The sequence below is a fragment of the Pseudomonas sp. AA-38 genome (genome assembly GCF_029457475.1).
GTDB lineage: Bacteria > Pseudomonadota > Gammaproteobacteria > Pseudomonadales > Pseudomonadaceae > Aquipseudomonas.
Window position 1 is genome coordinate 3,812,740 of sequence record NZ_CP120359.1, and the last position, 15,779, is coordinate 3,828,518.

The 15,779-nt window shown below is 64.6% G+C and carries 11 protein-coding genes; 4 read left to right on the forward strand and 7 right to left on the reverse strand.

The features are described from left to right. The first annotated feature begins 38 nt into the window (after positions 1 to 38). From PVE35_RS17535 to PVE35_RS17550, 4 genes are all read left to right on the forward strand, one after another. Entirely contained in the window at positions 39 to 1,667 is a 1,629-nt protein-coding gene (locus tag PVE35_RS17535; RefSeq protein WP_277372523.1) for an NADP-dependent glyceraldehyde-3-phosphate dehydrogenase, read from the forward strand. Positions 1,668 to 1,802: 135 nt separating this feature from the next. Then, entirely contained in the window at positions 1,803 to 3,503 is a 1,701-nt protein-coding gene (locus tag PVE35_RS17540; protein ID WP_268178387.1) for an EAL domain-containing response regulator, read from the forward strand. Between the two features lie 17 nt (positions 3,504 to 3,520). Then, entirely contained in the window at positions 3,521 to 7,969 is a 4,449-nt protein-coding gene (locus PVE35_RS17545; RefSeq protein ID WP_277372524.1) for a CHASE domain-containing protein, read from the forward strand. 1 nt (position 7,970) lies between these two features. Beyond that, positions 7,971 to 8,903, forward strand: coding sequence for a diguanylate cyclase (locus tag PVE35_RS17550; protein ID WP_268178389.1), 933 nt, complete (start codon positions 7,971 to 7,973; stop codon positions 8,901 to 8,903). A 6-nt stretch (positions 8,904 to 8,909) separates the two neighbouring features. Here the strand turns inward: PVE35_RS17550 and PVE35_RS17555 are convergent, their stop codons facing one another. From PVE35_RS17555 to PVE35_RS17585, 7 genes are all read right to left on the reverse strand, one after another. Beyond that, on the reverse strand, positions 8,910 to 10,934 hold the full coding sequence (locus PVE35_RS17555) for a pyridoxamine 5'-phosphate oxidase family protein (protein WP_277372525.1): 2,025 nt from the start codon (positions 10,932 to 10,934) through the stop codon (positions 8,910 to 8,912). Positions 10,935 to 10,985: 51 nt separating this feature from the next. Next, positions 10,986 to 11,612 (reverse strand): glutathione S-transferase, encoded by a 627-nt coding sequence (locus PVE35_RS17560; protein WP_268178391.1) that lies wholly within the window; start codon positions 11,610 to 11,612, stop codon positions 10,986 to 10,988. Between the two features lie 143 nt (positions 11,613 to 11,755). Continuing rightward, a complete protein-coding gene (locus PVE35_RS17565) occupies positions 11,756 to 12,646 on the reverse strand; it encodes a LysR substrate-binding domain-containing protein (RefSeq protein ID WP_277372526.1) in 891 nt (296 codons plus the stop codon). Continuing rightward, complete coding sequence (locus PVE35_RS17570; protein ID WP_277372527.1) at positions 12,643 to 13,566, reverse strand: LysR family transcriptional regulator; 924 nt, start codon at positions 13,564 to 13,566, stop codon at positions 12,643 to 12,645. The genes PVE35_RS17565 and PVE35_RS17570 overlap by 4 nt, the downstream gene beginning before the upstream one ends. Positions 13,567 to 14,284: 718 nt before the next feature. Further along, the gene (locus PVE35_RS17575) at positions 14,285 to 14,905 is read right to left on the reverse strand and encodes a LysE family translocator (RefSeq protein WP_277372528.1); all 621 of its coding nucleotides are present in this window, start codon (positions 14,903 to 14,905) and stop codon (positions 14,285 to 14,287) included. A 43-nt stretch (positions 14,906 to 14,948) separates the two neighbouring features. Then, positions 14,949 to 15,317, reverse strand: a complete 369-nt coding sequence (locus tag PVE35_RS17580) for a DUF5064 family protein (RefSeq protein ID WP_277372529.1) — start codon at positions 15,315 to 15,317, stop codon at positions 14,949 to 14,951. Positions 15,318 to 15,395: 78 nt separating this feature from the next. Continuing rightward, complete coding sequence (locus PVE35_RS17585; RefSeq protein ID WP_268178395.1) at positions 15,396 to 15,713, reverse strand: DUF2288 domain-containing protein; 318 nt, start codon at positions 15,711 to 15,713, stop codon at positions 15,396 to 15,398. Positions 15,714 to 15,779 lie beyond the last annotated feature (66 nt).

The window sequence follows — 15,779 nt, forward strand, 5'->3', positions numbered from 1 at the left end:
CAGGCCTCTCTCTCGTAATGACTGAAAGGACTGGAAGCATGAACATAGAGAAGCGCTTGCACACCCTCTTTCCCAGCGCCGCCGAGATTCCCGAGGCCTACCGGCTGGACATGCCGATCGAGCAGCGCGACTACCTGCTCGATGGCCAGTTGCACACCTGGCAAGGCCCCCTGGCCAGCGTGCGTAGCCCGGTGTGCCTGACCCGTGAGGACGGCCAGACCGAACAAGTGGTGCTCGGCAGCGCCCCACTGATGGACGCCGATGCCGCCCTGGCCGCGCTGGATGCCGCCGTGCGCGCCTACGACAACGGCCAGGGCCTGTGGCCGAACCTGCGAGTGGCCGAGCGTATTCGCCACGTAGAGGACTTCCTCGCGCGCATGCGCCAGCAGCGCGAAGCCGTGGTGCGCCTGCTGATGTGGGAAATCGGCAAGAGCCTGAAAGATGCCGAGAAGGAATTCGACCGTACCTGCGACTACATCGTCGACACCATCGACGAGCTGAAGAAGCTCGACCGCCGCTCCAGCCGCTTCGAGCTGGAACAGGGCACCCTCGGCCAGATCCGCCGCGCACCGCTGGGCGTGGCGCTGTGCATGGGCCCCTACAACTACCCGCTGAACGAGACCTTCACCACCCTGATCCCGGCGCTGATCATGGGTAACACCGTGGTGTTCAAACCGGCCAAGTTCGGCGTGCTGCTGATCCGCCCGTTGCTCGAGGCCTTCCGCGACAGCTTCCCGCCCGGCGTGATCAACGTCATCTACGGCAAGGGCCGCGACACCGTCAGCGCCCTGATGGCCAGCGGCAAGGTGGACGTGTTCGCCTTTATCGGCACCAACAAGGGCGCCAGCGACCTGAAGAAACTGCACCCGCGCCCGCACCGCCTGCGCGCCGTGCTCGGCCTGGATGCGAAGAACCCCGGTATCGTCCTGCCGCAGGTGGATCTGGACAACGCCGTGGAAGAAGCCGTGACCGGCGCCCTGTCGTTCAACGGCCAGCGCTGCACCGCGCTGAAGATCCTCTTCGTCCACCACGCCGTGCTGCAGCCCTTCCTCGAACGCTTCAGCGCCAAGCTCGCTGCGCTCAAGCCGGGCATGCCCTGGGAGCCGGGCGTGGCCCTGACACCGCTGCCCGAACCGGGCAAGGTCGACTACCTTAACGGCCTGCTGCAGGACGCCCTGAGCAAGGGCGCCAAGGTGATCAACGAAGGCGGCGGCAGCCAGCGCGAAACCTTCTTCTACCCGGCACTGCTAAGCCCGGTCAGCGCGGACATGCGCCTGTACCACGAGGAGCAGTTCGGCCCGCTGATTCCGGTGGTGCCCTACGACGGGATCGAGGAAGTGATCGACTACGTGCTGCAATCCGACTACGGCCAGCAGCTCAGCCTGTTCGGCAACGACCCGGCGCAGGTGGGCCAGTTGATCGACGCCTTCGCCAACCAGGTCGGCCGCATCAACGTCAACGCCCAGTGTCAGCGTGGCCCGGACAGCTACCCGTTCAACGGGCGCAAGAACTCGGCCGAGGGCACCCTGTCGGTGTATGACGCGCTGCGCGTGTTCTCCATCCGCACCCTGGTGGCCACCCGTGACCAGGAGGCCAACAAGGCGCTATTCAGCGCCATCATCCAGGGCCGCCACTCGAGCTTCCTGACCACCGACTACATCTTCTGATACCCCTGCCCCGCGCGCCAAGTTGGTGCGCGGGGCCAGGACTCCCCCCCTGCCACAACGTCGCAGCCGAAGGCCGCGCATGCCCATCAAGACTGAACTATCCTCCTTTCAATTGAAGCTTTCGGCCCTTTCGAGATGCCTGAAAACAGATTCGATCCCACCCCGGTCATACTGATCGTCGACGATCAGCCCAGTGACGCCAGAATCCTGCAAGAAGCGGTTGGCGAACTGGCTCAGGTGCATATCGTGCATGACGGCTACCAGGCGCTGGAGGCGGCCCGCTTTTACCGCCCGGATGTGGTGCTGCTGGATATCGAAATGCCCGGCATGGGCGGCTTCGAGCTGTGCAGCCTGATCAAGGCCGACCCTAAGCTCTGCGATGCGGCGATCATGTTCGTGACAGCACATACGCAGACGGATAATGAAATTCGGGCGCTGGATTTCGGCGGTATCGACTTCATCCAGAAGCCCCTGAGCATCCCGGTGGCACGCGCCCATATCCGCGCTCACCTCAACCTGCGCGCCGAGGCCAAGCGCCTGGCCTATGTCGATGCCCTGACCGGCTTGCCCAACCGCATGCTGCTGCGTGATCGCGCCGGACAGATGCTGCAGAAGGCGCGACGTAATGGCAGCCAACTCGCCGTGCTGCTGCTGGATCTGGACAACTTCAAGGGCATCAACGACTCCCAGGGGCATTCCACCGGCGACCTGATTCTTCGCGAAGTCGGCCAACGCCTGAATCAGGCAGCTCGTGACCTGGATACCGTCAGCCGCCAGGGCGGCGATGAGTTCGTGATCCTGGTGACCGATATCCAGCGCTCCGAAACCATCAGTGACCATGTGGAACGCCTGCTGGAGATCATCACCAGGCCGATGGAGGTGGCCGGCAATCGCTATGACCTCTCCGCCTGCATCGGCATCAGCGTCTTTCCCGATGACGGTACGGATATCGAAACCCTCTATCGCCAGGCGGACTCGGCGATGTACCAGGCCAAGCAGGAAGGCCGTAATCGCTACCGTTTCTTCTCCAACAGCATCGAAAGCACGGCCCGTGCTCGCCACCTGCTCGAACGCCACATGCGCAATGCGCTGGAATCGGGCGTGTTCGAGGTGTACTACCAACTGCGCGTCGACGTGAGCGACGGGCAAAGCTGCGGAATGGAAGCACTGATCCGTTGGCGACACGAAGAAAACGGCATGATCTCCCCGGCCGAGTTCATTCCCCTGGCCGAAGAAACCGGCCTGATCGTACCGATAGGCAAACTGGTACTGCGCAAGGCCTGCCGCGACGCCAAACGCCTGCTCGACCTCGGCAAGCGCCTGTGCGTGAGCGTCAATATCTCGGTGGTACAGTTCCGCGAAGCCTCCTTCATCGGCATGATCACCGAGGCGCTCAAGGAATCAGGGTTGCCCCCGCAACTGCTCGAACTGGAAATCACCGAAGGCGTGCTGGCCCGCGACGTGGATCAGGCGCGCAGCCTGCTGGAGACACTCAAGCAGATGGGCGTACGCATCGCCATCGACGATTTCGGCACCGGCTACTCCAGCCTCTCCTACCTCAAGAAACTACCGATCGACGTGCTCAAGATCGATCAGAGCTTCGTCCGCGACATGCTCACCGACCCAAGCGATGCCGCGATCATCGAAGCCATCGTGCGCATGGGCCAGGCGCTAGGCATGCAACTGGTGGCAGAAGGCGTGGAGCAACACGAGCAATCGCAGAAACTGCTGGCCCTGGGTTGTGAGCTGATGCAGGGTTTCCATTACTGTCGGCCCATGCCCTTCGCGCAGCTATGCGACACCCTGGGTCTGCAAACCGACCTGGACAAGCGATGAAGACAGGGACACTCTCCGTGCGGCGTGCCGTCCTGTTCAGCTTCGCTGCGGGCATGGCACTGACCGCACTGGTGACCGGCCTGCTGCAACAAAGCAACCAACAGCGCCTGCAAGACGCCTTGAGCACTGCCACCGAGCGTGCGGCGGACGTGGTCACCAAGCGTATCGAGCTCTACCAGTATGGGTTGCGCGGCGCGCGGGGGGCGGTGCTGGCCAGCGGCGAGAATGGCATCAGCCGCCAGGGCTTCATCAACTACAGCAAGACCCGCGATGTCGCTCGGGAATTTCCCGGAGCACGGGGTTTCGGCTTCATTCGTCGGGTGCCGGTGCAACAGCAGGAGCGCTTTCTCGCACAGGCCCGGGCCGACGATATGCCCGACTTCCAGATCCGCCAGCTAGCCGCGCATGACGGTGAACGCTTCATCATCCAGTACATCGAACCCATAGAGGGCAATCGTCAGGCGGTGGGGCTCGATATCGCTTCCGAGTACAACCGCCGCAGCGCCGCCATGGCCGCCATGGCCAGCGGCGAAGTGCGCATTACCGGCCCCATCACCCTGGTGCAGGCCACCGGCAATCCCTTGCAGTCCTTTCTGATCCTGCTGCCGATCTACCGTGGCGCGGTCACCCCCGATACCGTCGCGACACGCATGAGCAAAGGCATCGGCTGGAGCTACGCGCCCCTGCTCTCGGAGGAAGTGCTCCAGGGTCTGAAACTCGATCGCGAAGGCCTGCACCTGCAATTGAGCGACATCACCGACGCCGATCAGCCGGTGAGTTTCTTCGATCAGCACCCCGCTGCACAGCCTGAGGAAGACGTTGCCAGGCATGCGGTATCGCGGCAGGTCTATGGTCGGCAGTGGCAGATCGAACTGCACGCCACCAGCGCCTTCGTCAAACAACTGAATCTGCTCCCCACGCACCTGGCGGCATTGATCGGCACCCTGCTCAGCCTGCTGCTGGCGGCGTTGACCGGTGTGATCCTGGTCAACCGCCAGCGCCATCGGCAGATCCTCGTCGAGCAGGCCCGCTCGGCAGCCATCGTGGACAACTCCAGCGACGGCATCATCGGCCAGAATCTCGATGGCACGGTGGTGAGCTGGAACCATGGCGCCGAGCGCATCTTCGGTTACAGCGCCGCACAAGCCATCGGCAGGCCACTGCTGGGCCTGACCATTCCCGAGCACCTCGCCGATGAAGAACGCAGCGCCTTGCAACGTATCGCTGCGCGCCAGCCGGTGGACAATTTCGACACCCAGCGTCGGCACAAGGACGGCCACCTGCTGGACGTTTCCGTCTCGGTGTCACCGCTGGTCGATCACACCGGCGCTCTGATCGGCCTGTCCAAGACCGTGCGTGACATCTCGGCACAGAAAGCGGCACAGGCGCGCATCCTCGAACTCAACGCCAGCCTCGAGGAGCAAGTAGGCGAACGTACCCAGGAGCTGCGCGAGCTCAACGTGCTGCTCAACACCGTACTGCAGTCGGCATCGGAAATATCGATCATCGCCACGGACCTGGATGGCGTGATCAGCGTCTTCAACCGCGGTGCCGAGCGCCTGCTGGGCTATGCCGCCGAGGACGTGATCGGGCTGCAGACTCCGGCGATCTTCCACCTCGCCGAAGAGCTAGAGGCCCGTGGCGAAGAACTCAGTGCGGAATATGGCCAACCCATCAGCGGCTTTCGCGTGTTCGTGCACAAGCCCGAGCGCGGAGAAGTCGAAAACCGCGAATGGACCTATGTGCGCAAGGATGGCTCGCGCATCACCGTGAAGCTGCTGGTCACCACCATGCGCGATACCAATGGCGGCCTGATGGGCTACCTGGGCATCGCCCTGGATCTGTCCCAGGAGATCAGGCTGCGCCGCGATGCGCTCGCGGCACATGATCAGATGGCACTGGCAGCCAAGGTCGCGGAGCTCGGCATCTGGTCCTGGACACCGGCCGACGGCCATCTGCAGTGGAACGACCGCATGTTCGAGCTGTACGGCTACCCGCTGCAATTGCGCGAACAAGGTCTCGACTACCAGCATTGGCGCAACCGTGTTCACCCCGAGGATCTGGCAGCCACCGAGACCAACCTGCAGGACGGGCTGGCTGGCCGGGCGCCCTTCGACCAGGTGTTCCGTGCCATCAGGCCCGACGGCCAGATTCTGTATATCCAACCTGGCGCCCATGTCGAGCGTGACGACCAGGGCAACCCCGTCCTGATCACCGGAATCAACCGCGATATCACCGCTCAACTGCATCTGGAAGCGGGTCTGCGCCATGCCAAGGAACAGGCCGACGCGGCCAGCGCGGCCAAGAGCGCCTTCCTGGCCAACATGAGCCACGAGATTCGTACACCGATGAATGCGGTGCTGGGCATGCTGCAACTGGTTCAGGCCACCGAACTCAATCCACGCCAGCTCGACTATGTGCTCAAGGCACAGGGGGCAGCGCATTCCCTGCTCGGCCTGCTCAACGACATTCTCGACTACTCGAAGATCGAGGCCGGCAAGTTGCAACTGGACCTGCACGACTTCGAGCTGGAACCCATGCTGCGTGACCTGGCGGTAGTACTGGCCGGCAATCAGGGCGGCAAGGACATCGAGGTGATGTTCGACATCGACACCGCACTGCCCGAGGTGCTGCGAGGCGACAGCCTGCGCCTGCAGCAGGTGCTGATCAACCTGGCCGGCAATGCCCTCAAGTTCACCGAACATGGTCAGGTGGTGGTCAGCCTGCAGCAACTGCAGCGCAGCGCCGAGCAGGTCAGAGTGCGCGTGGCCGTCAGCGATACCGGCATCGGCATCAGCGAGCACCAGTTGCAACGCATCTTCGACGGTTTCACCCAGGCCGAAGCCTCCACCACCCGCCGCTATGGTGGCACCGGGCTGGGGCTGGTGATCTGCAAGCGTCTGGTGGAATTGATGGGTGGCACGCTGCAGGTGGAGAGCCGACTCGGCGCGGGCAGCCGCTTCTGGTTCGACATCGACCTGGGCACCAGCAACGGCAGTGACCTGCTGGTACAAACCCGCAGCGATTCGGAGCACCTGCGCGTGCTCATCGTCGACGACAACCCGATGGCGCTGCAGCTACTGCAACAGACCATCCTCGACCTGGGCTGGCATGCCGACATCACCACCAGCGGCGATGAAGCCCTGCGCTGCGTGCAACAGGCGCAGCCTCCCTACGACATCGTCCTGCTGGACTGGCGCATGCCCGAGATGGATGGGCTGGAAGTGGCGCAGCGCATGCACGCCAGCAGTGTGGAGCATCGCCCGCCGCCCACCGTCATCATGATCACCGCCCATGGCCGTGAGGTACTGGCCGACCGCCATGGCGAGGCCGATGCGCCCTTCGCCGGTTTTCTCACCAAGCCAGTCACACCGCGCCAACTGGTTGCCGGTATCCTCCAGGCGCGCCATGGTAGCAACGGTGAGACGCCGACCCCTGGATACAAGCTGGGTCAGCGCCTGCAGGGGTTACGCCTGCTGGTAGTGGAAGACAACGCGCTGAACCGCCAGGTCGCCCGCGAATTGCTGGCCGGTGAAGGTGCCGAAGTCAGCCTTGCCGAGGGCGGGCTGGAAGGCGTGCAACTGACCCTGAACGGCCACCCCGCCTTCGATGCCATCCTCATGGACATTCAGATGCCGGACATCGATGGCCTGGAGGCCACGCGGCGCATCCGCCAACATGCGGCGCACCAGGCTCGGCCGATCATCGCCATGACCGCCAACGCCTCCAATGCCGATCGCGAACAATGCCTGATGGCCGGCATGAACGATCATGTCGGCAAGCCGATCGACATCGACAAGCTGGTCGCGGTGATCCGCCAGTGGTGCGGTCTGCAGGCCACGCAGACGACACCGCCTACGGAGCAGAATGCTCCTCTGGAAGACCAGGCCGCCATCCTCAAGCGCTTCGGCGGTAACCTGCCACTGCTGCGCTCGATGCTGGAGGTGCTACCCACCGACCTGCAGCAGCAACTCGACCAGTTGCAGACACACCTGCAGCAACGCGACCTGCGCTCCGTGCTCAGAAGCCTGCATACCCTCAAGGGCAGCTCCGGCACCATGGGCGCACAACGCCTCTCGGCCCACTTCGCCGAACTGGAACGCCAGGTCGCGCAGGACGCCGCCCCCTTCTTCGAGGACAGCACCTGGCTCGATAGCCTGCGCCAGCAACTGGCCGAGAGCTGTGAACGCCTGCGGGCGATGTTCGCCTGCGCCCCTGCGACAGAGGAGCCAGCGGACACGCCAGTAGCAACCGACGGCGAATGGGAACAGGCACTGCAAGCCCTTGACTTGCAATTGCAACAGGGCAACCTGAACGCCCTCGAGTCGGTACAGGCCCTGACCGCGCAGATACCACGAGAATGGCGCGGCAGCGTCGAAGCCATACGTCAGGCCGTGGACGCGCTGGACTTCGCACAGGCGCGGCAACTGCTTCATGCATTACACCACTCGATACAAGGTGATTGATTTGGAGCGTCTCAAACCCTATCTCCACGAGCGTCCGAAACTACTGGTCGTCGACGACCAGACGCTGAACATCCGTCTACTGCACGAGCTGTTTCGCGCCGACTGCGAGGTCTACATGACCACCAGCGGCGAACAGGCGCTGCAGATGAGCCGTGACCTGGCCCCGGACCTGATCCTGCTCGATGTGATGATGGCGGACATTGACGGCCATGAAGTGTGCAGGCGCCTCAAGGTGACGCCCGAAACCCGCGATATTCCAGTGATCTTCGTCACCGGCAAGGATCACGAGGACGACGAAGCCATTGGCTTCGAGCTGGGCGCGGTGGATTACATCCGCAAGCCCTTTCACTCGCTGGTGGTACGCGCCCGCGTGATGAACCACCTGAAGCTGAAACTGCAGAGCGACGTACTGCGCAAGATGGCGGTGCTCGACGGGCTGACCGGCATCACCAATCGCCGCGGTTTCGACGAACGCTTCGCCGCAGCCCGGGCACATGCCCTGCGCGAGCAACAGCCGCTGTCGCTGCTGATGATCGATGTCGACTACTTCAAGAAGTACAACGACCTCTACGGCCACCTGCAGGGCGACCAGTGCCTGCGCGAGGTCGCCCAGGCGCTCAACACCACGGTGCGCCGCCCTCACGACCTGGTGGGCCGCTTGGGCGGCGAGGAATTCGCCGCTCTGCTGCCGGACACCGACGAAGCCGGTGCCCTGACAGTGGCGGAGCAGTTGCAGGCGGCGATCCAGCAGCTCGGCATCGAGCACCGCGCCTCCGAAGTGGCCGACAAGCTGACCCTCTCCATCGGCGTAGCGACCCGCTTGCCGAGTTCGACGGCCAGCCTCGAACAACACCTGAAATGGGCCGATGAGCAACTCTACCGGGCCAAGAGCGCAGGGCGTAATCGCATCAGCATCCAGGCCTACGGCACCTGAAGCCCATCAGAGTTCTAGCTGCAGCGGCTCGCCTGCAGCCGGCACTGCACAGCAGATCAGCACGCTGCCATCATCCCGAGGTAACTCGGCCGGCGGATTGGGGTAATGCACCTGACCGCTGACCAGGCGCGTCCTGCAGGTGCCACAGGAACCACTCCGGCAACTGAACTCGGGGCTCAGGCCACGGCCTTCCGCCAGCTCCAGCAGGCTGCCACTGCCTGGCGTCCATCGCGCCTCCTTGCTCGAAGCCGTGAAGTACACCGGCACCGCCTTGATCGCTGCAGGCGGCTGCATGACGCTCTGACCATCCGTACGGCGTTTGAGCGTCGAAGGGCCGAAGGCCTCGGCATGGATGCGCTCGTCAGCAACATCGAGATCACGCAAGCCATCATAGATCGCCTGAGTAAAGGCTGTCGGACCGCACAGGTAGAAGTCCTGCCCCTCGAGTGACAGGGCCGCCTTGATCTGCTGCATATCGAGGCGCCCCGGCTGCTCGTAGTCACGCCCGAGCACCGCGTCCGCCTCCGCGGCACTGAGCGCCCGATGAACATGCAGCAGGCCGGCGGCGCGCTGCACCAGCTCAGCCAGTTCAGCCTGGAACGGCAAGTCAGCCAGCGTGCGCGCACCCTGGAAGAAATGAATGGGCCTGCCCTGCCCCAGCGCCACCTGCTCGCGCAGCATCGACAACAGCGGCGTGATGCCGACACCCGCGCCGATCAGCACCAGCGGCCGGCGGCTTGCGCTGTTCAGGGTGAAGCTACCCTGCGGCGCACGCACCTCCAGCACATCCCCCACCTGGACCTGCTCGTGCAGATGCCGCGAGACCAGGCCCTGTGCCTTGACGCTGATGCGCAGGAAACCATCGGACGGCGCGCTGGACAAGCTGTAGGTACGCTGCAGGGTTTCGCCCGTGGCGCTGACGATGCGGATGGGCAGATGCTGGCCGGCGACGAAGCTCGGGGCAGGGCCCTGTTCCGGCGCCAGCACGAAGGAGCGGATATCGGCACTCTCCTGCTGCTGGCTCTGTACGCGCCAGCGCTGCCACTGAGTACGCCGCTCACGCAGACGCGCCTCGGTCTGCTCCCAGGTGCCAGTCATCAGGCTGGTGGGCGCGTATTCGTGGAATTCCCAGCGCAGCGAAGTCGCCGCCGGGCGCAACACCACCTGCTCGATATCGAAGGTCCATAGCCGTTCGGCACCCTCGAAGGCCTGGATCAGCGGGCTGTCGAGGATGATCTCGGCGCGGCCGGCCAGTTGCAGCACGTCACCTGTGGCGAAGTCGACGAACAGCAGGCCAGCGCGCGGATTGACGCTGAGGTTGCCCAGGGTATTGAAGTGCAGGTTGCCGGCGTAGTCGGGAATGGTCAGGCGCTTGCCCTGCACCCGCACGAAGCCGGCACGCCCGCCCCGGTGGGAGACGTCCACCGCACGGCAGCCATCGTCGTACTCGACGTAACTGGCGACGAAGAAGGTGTCGGCGCCCTGGATCATCGCGCGGGTACGTGCATCCAGTTCGGTGGCATCCAGGCGCTCGTCGCCCCGCTCGTTCCCATGGCGGTATTGGCGCAACTGGATGTACTGCGGGCAGTTGCCGAAGGCCTGCTCCACGGCGATGTCCAGGCGTTTTGCCGAGGCCTGGCTGACATGCCCGTTGAGGCGATTGCGCCGCCGGCTGTGCAGCTCGATACCCAGCAGGCCGATGGCCTCGCCAGCACCCAGGCCGAGCGTGGCCGGGTCGCGCGGGTCGAGTGCCATGCGGGAAAGATCGAAGGACAGCAAGCGCGGGTCGGGCGAGCTGACGAAGCCTTCCTCGCCCTCGATCAGGGTGGCCCAGGGCTGGCCGGCAGCATCCACGGTGCCGGCGATGATGAACGGCAGTTGCTGATAGAACTCGCGATGCTGATCCGGCATGTAGTCGCGAATCACCTTCTGCCCGAACACTTCCATGCGTTCGGCGACGCCGACCTGTTCCTGCAGTCGTCTTTCACCGGCGTGCCAGGGTGACTGTCGATGGCTGGGGAGCCGTTGCATGCTGCGCCCTCCTTAACAAGGTGCTGCCGGTATGCCCGGCAGCGGTTGTGATCAGGCTTGCAGACCAGCGGCCGTACGCGGCATGGGCACGAACCCCGGTAGCGCCTCGATGCGTGCCAGCCAGGCGCGGATGTTCGGATAGGGTTCGAGCGAGACGTTGCCCTCCGGCGCGTGGGCGATGTACGAGTAGTTGGCGACATCGGCGATGCTCGGCTTGTCGCCGACAAGGAAGGGGCTGGCGCTCAGCTCGCCCTCCATCACGGCGAACAGCACATGGGCGCGGCCGATCACTTCCTCGGTGTTGAACGAGTAGCCGAACACGGTGACAAGCCGCGCCGCAGCCGGGCCGAAGGCCACAGGCCCGGCGGCAACCGACAACCAGCGCTGCACACGGGCGGCGGCGGCCGGCTCCTGCGGTAGCCAGTCGTCGTTGCCGTAGCGCTTGGCCAGGTAGACCAGGATGGCGTTGGAATCGCTGACGATGGTGCCGCCATCGTCGATCACCGGCACCTGACCGAAGGAGTTGAGGGCGAGGAACTGCGGTGTCTTCTGCTCACCCTTGGCCAGGTCGACGAAGATCAGCTCGGTGGGCAGTTGCAACAGTGACAGCATCAGCTCGGCGCGGTGAGCGTGGCCGGAGCGAGGAAAGTTGTACAGCTTGATGGCGGGACGGGACATGGGATGGCTCCTTGGCAAAGTTCGGATGAACGCATCGCGAGATAACGCCAGGCATTCGCGACGATGGAGCCATGTTCACCTCATCCATCCCCGATAAGAATCACCATATCGGGCAATCCACCATTTCATTTTCTGCAATCGACTCAGACCTGAAAGGCCGGGTGAGCGCGCAGGCGCGGCACGGCGAAATCGAGGAAACTGCGTACCCGCGCCGCCGCCCGGCGCCCCTCGCGGTAATGGAGCTGCACCGGCACGGGCGCATCGGCGAAGGCTTCCAGCACTCTCAGCAATTGCCCGCTGTGCAACTCCTGATGGGCCTCGTAGCTCAGGCAGCGGGTCAGGCCGAAGCCGGCCAGCGCCGCACGGATGGCCGCCTGCGGCGTGTTGCAGATCAGCCGCGGCGCGAGCTTTACCACCGAGCCCGCGAAAGGCCACTCGCCGCCATGGCCGGTCGATGATGTGGCAATGGTACGGTGGGCCAACAACTCATCCGGGCTGGCGGGCCGGCCGCAGCGTTCCAGGTAGGCTGGCGCCGCGCAGACCAGCGGCCGTACCTGCCCCAGCGGTATGGCGAAACCGGACGAACTGGGCAGATGACCGACCACCACCGCCAGGTCGATGCCCTCCTCCAGCAACCTGGGCAGTTCTTCGCGCGCCAAGGTGGCCAGGCTCACCTCGGGGAAAGCCGCCAGGTAGTCGACGGCGATAGGCATGAGCACCTGGTGCGTCATCAGCAGCGGCAAGGCCAGGGTCAGTTGTCCGGCGGGCCTGGCGTGCAGCCCGGTCACCGAGCGCTCGGCCTCCTCCAGGCGCTGCAGGATGCGCTGGCAATGGCTGGCGAAGCGCGCGCCCAGCGGGCTTAGCTGGACGCCCCGTGGCCCGCGCCGCAACAGCCTGCTGCCCAGGCGCTGCTCCAGGGCATTCAGGGTGCGCATCACCGTGGCCTGCGACAGTTGCAGTGCCCTGGCCGCAGCGGCCAGGCTGCCTGCCTCGGCCACAGCGAGAAACACCTGCATCTCCCGGTGCTGGCTCATGCGGCAGGCGCTGCCCCGGCTGCGCGCAGGGCCGGGTCGGCACGAAAGCTCGCCGCGCAGAGGTCGACGAAGGTGCGCACCTTGGCCGCTACCTGGCGCCCGCCCTGATGAATGATGTGCACCGGCAAGGCTGGAGGCTCGAAGGCTTCGAGCACCAGCTCGATCTCACCACGGGCCACCGCGGCAGCCACCTGGTAGGACAGCACGCGGGTATAGCCCCAACCCAGGCACGCGGCACTGATCGCCGCCTGGTTGGAGCTGACGGTGAAGCGCGGTGCGGGGGTGAAGCCGAACGCACCATCGGCGCCGACGAACTGCCAGTGGCTGAGCAGACCGCTGGCAGTGGACATGACGATGGGCGCAGCGCGCAGCTCATGCGGATGGCACGGGCGCCCTACGCGGTCGAGAAAGGCTGGCGAAGCGCAGACCACCGGGCGAATCTGCCCGACCTGCTGCGCCGTATGATCGCCCTCGGGCAATGAACCGATGCGCACGGCGACATCGATGCCCTCCTCCAGCATGTTCACCACCCGATCGACCAGCAGCGCGTTGACCTCCACATCCGGATAGGTATCGAGGTACTGGGCGATGCGCGGAATCAGGAACAGCTCGCCGAACATCACCGGCGCCGTCACGCTCAGCCGCCCGCGCGGCCGCACGCTGCCGCCGGCGGCCTGTTCCTCGGCCTCCTCCAGTTCCAGCAGGATGCGCCGGCAGTCCTCGACGTAGCGCTGGCCGGCCTCGGTCAGGCGCAGGCTGCGCGTGCTGCGGGCCAGCAACAGCGTGCCGAGGCGCGCCTCCAGCGCCGCGACGGCGCGGGTCACGCTGGCCGGCGAGACGCCCAGCCGCTTGGCGCCAGCAGCGAAGCTCTCGGCCTCGGTCACCGCCAGCAGCACCCTCATTTCCTGAAACCTGTCCATCGTCACCGCCTGGTTCACCGTTCGCCGGCACAGAATAAGGCTCTTCGTGGAATTTCGGGAAAAGTCAGGCTTGGCACCGGGCTGGCAAGTTTGTGTGTTGGTGTTCTGGGCGTAGGTTGTGGTGCCGAGCCTGACATTGACCGGCGGACTGTTCGCTGGCGCTCCTGAGTCCGTCCTACGAGTTGCTTGTACATGTGTCAGCCCTGGGGCTGACCGAGATGCCGGCTAAAAGCCTGCAAGCTATCCATGAGTGTGAAACCACGCGAATAAAAGTATTGGTTTAACTCGACGACCCAGTCGCGACTTCACGGCTACTAGAACACGCCGAGCAACCTATGGAGTGCCCGTTCGTTCAGGCGCGCGGATGCCCCCTTCAGGAGGCCGAACGCAGGCATTGCGCAGGGGGCGAGCGGCATGGATGCCGCGAGAGGCTTAAAGGGCCAAGGATGGCCCTTGTAAGCCGACCCCGGAGCAGTGCCGGAGTGAGGGAAGTCGAGCGAAGCGAGACCCGGATGGCGGGGGTGCGTTTCTTTTGCTTACTTTTCTTTGCGCATTTCAAAGAAAAGTGAGTCGCCCGAGGGGGCGAAACCCGGAATATCTGAAAACACCGCAGCGGCGTCCAAAACACAAAAAACACACAAACTTGCCAGTCCAGTGTCGACCAAGCATTCCCCCTAAGATGCGAAGAACCCGGAATAAAGCATGCCGGCGGCAGGACTCAGCGCCGGCTCAAGGCCAGGCGTGCGGCGAACAGCACGAAGATCAGGCCCGTGCCACGGTCTAGCCAGCGGATCACCGCCTCGCGCCGCAGCCAGCGGCCGAGCGGCCGGGTGGCGCCGATCAGCACCAGCGCCCAGATCAGGCTGAGCGCCACGTGAATGCCCACCAGGCCGAAGGTCCAGGGAATCAGCGGCTGCCCTTGCGGGATGAACTGTGGCAGGAAGGAAACGTAGAAGATGCCCACCTTGGGGTTGAGCGCGTTGCCCAGCAGGCCACGCAGGAACCAGTTGGCACCGGGCCTGCCGCTGGCCTGCGCGGGGGCCAGCGAGCTGCGCGGGCGCAGCAGCAGGTTCAGCCCGAGCCAGGCCAGGTAGGCCGCGCCGCAGTACCTGAGCAGGTTGTAGGCAAACTCGGAAACCGCCAGCAGCGCGCCCAGGCCGAAAGCCACGGCGGCGCCCCAGAGCAGGCAGCCGGCGTTGATGCCCAGGGCCGCGCGCAACGCCTGCTGCCGCCCCTCGATGGCAGCGGTGCGCAATACCAGCGCGGTGTCGATACCTGGCGTTAAGGTCAGCAGGATGGCCGCCAGGGTGAAGGCGATGAGGGGTTCAGCAAAGGGCATGAGGCGCCTCGAAGACGATGCAAACGGACGGCAACCCTGCTGCTCAGAGGCCATCCTCTTCCAGGTGGTCGAAATTCACCGACTCTCCAGGCTTGGCGTGCAGCTTGGCGCGAATGTCCTCGAAGATCGCGTCGTACTCCTTGTGCTCGCGCATGATCGGGCTGTGGTTGGGAGGCAGGCCGTGCTTGGCGACCAGGCGCGAGATCACGCTGGCGAAATTGAAGGCGGTGTCGCGATGCATCTCGAAGGTCTCCTCGAACGGCTTGCCCTCGATCTCACCGACGAGCCGCCCATGCAGCATGGGGCCCTCCTTGGCGTCCTGGCGCACCTCGTAATAGAAGTCGATGCTGTACTCGGGCTGCCCCGGGAGGCCTGGCAGGTTGTCACGATGCAAATGACCGGGCTCGTACATGTCGCCACTCCTTCACCTGTTCACGATTGCATGAGGCAAGCAGTCTAGACCGGGCATACGCTTCGTGCCCGCACCTTGTCAGTGCAACGAAACGCTCGATGCTCTTTCCTGAACCAGCACCCAGGGCGCCACCACCACGGCCCAGAGCTGCGGGTCACGCGACAACAGATCCTCAGCCTGGCCATCTTCGAGCTTGCCCAGCACGCCCTGCGCCATCCACTGCGCGACCCTGACCTGGTCATTACTGGCCACGGCCTCGGCCACTGCCACCAGATCCTGCCCGCCTTCGACCCAGAGCAATGCGCCACGGGCGAAGAAGGGTTGCAGCTCCTGCCAGGTGATGGCGGCGGTTTCGCCAAGCAGCTTGGCATAGAGGGTGCTAGTGTGTTCCGTCATGGCATGCCCTTTGTCGGTCGGCGTATGGAAGCGCGCAATGATAGCGCCGACCTACCCGCTGGCAAG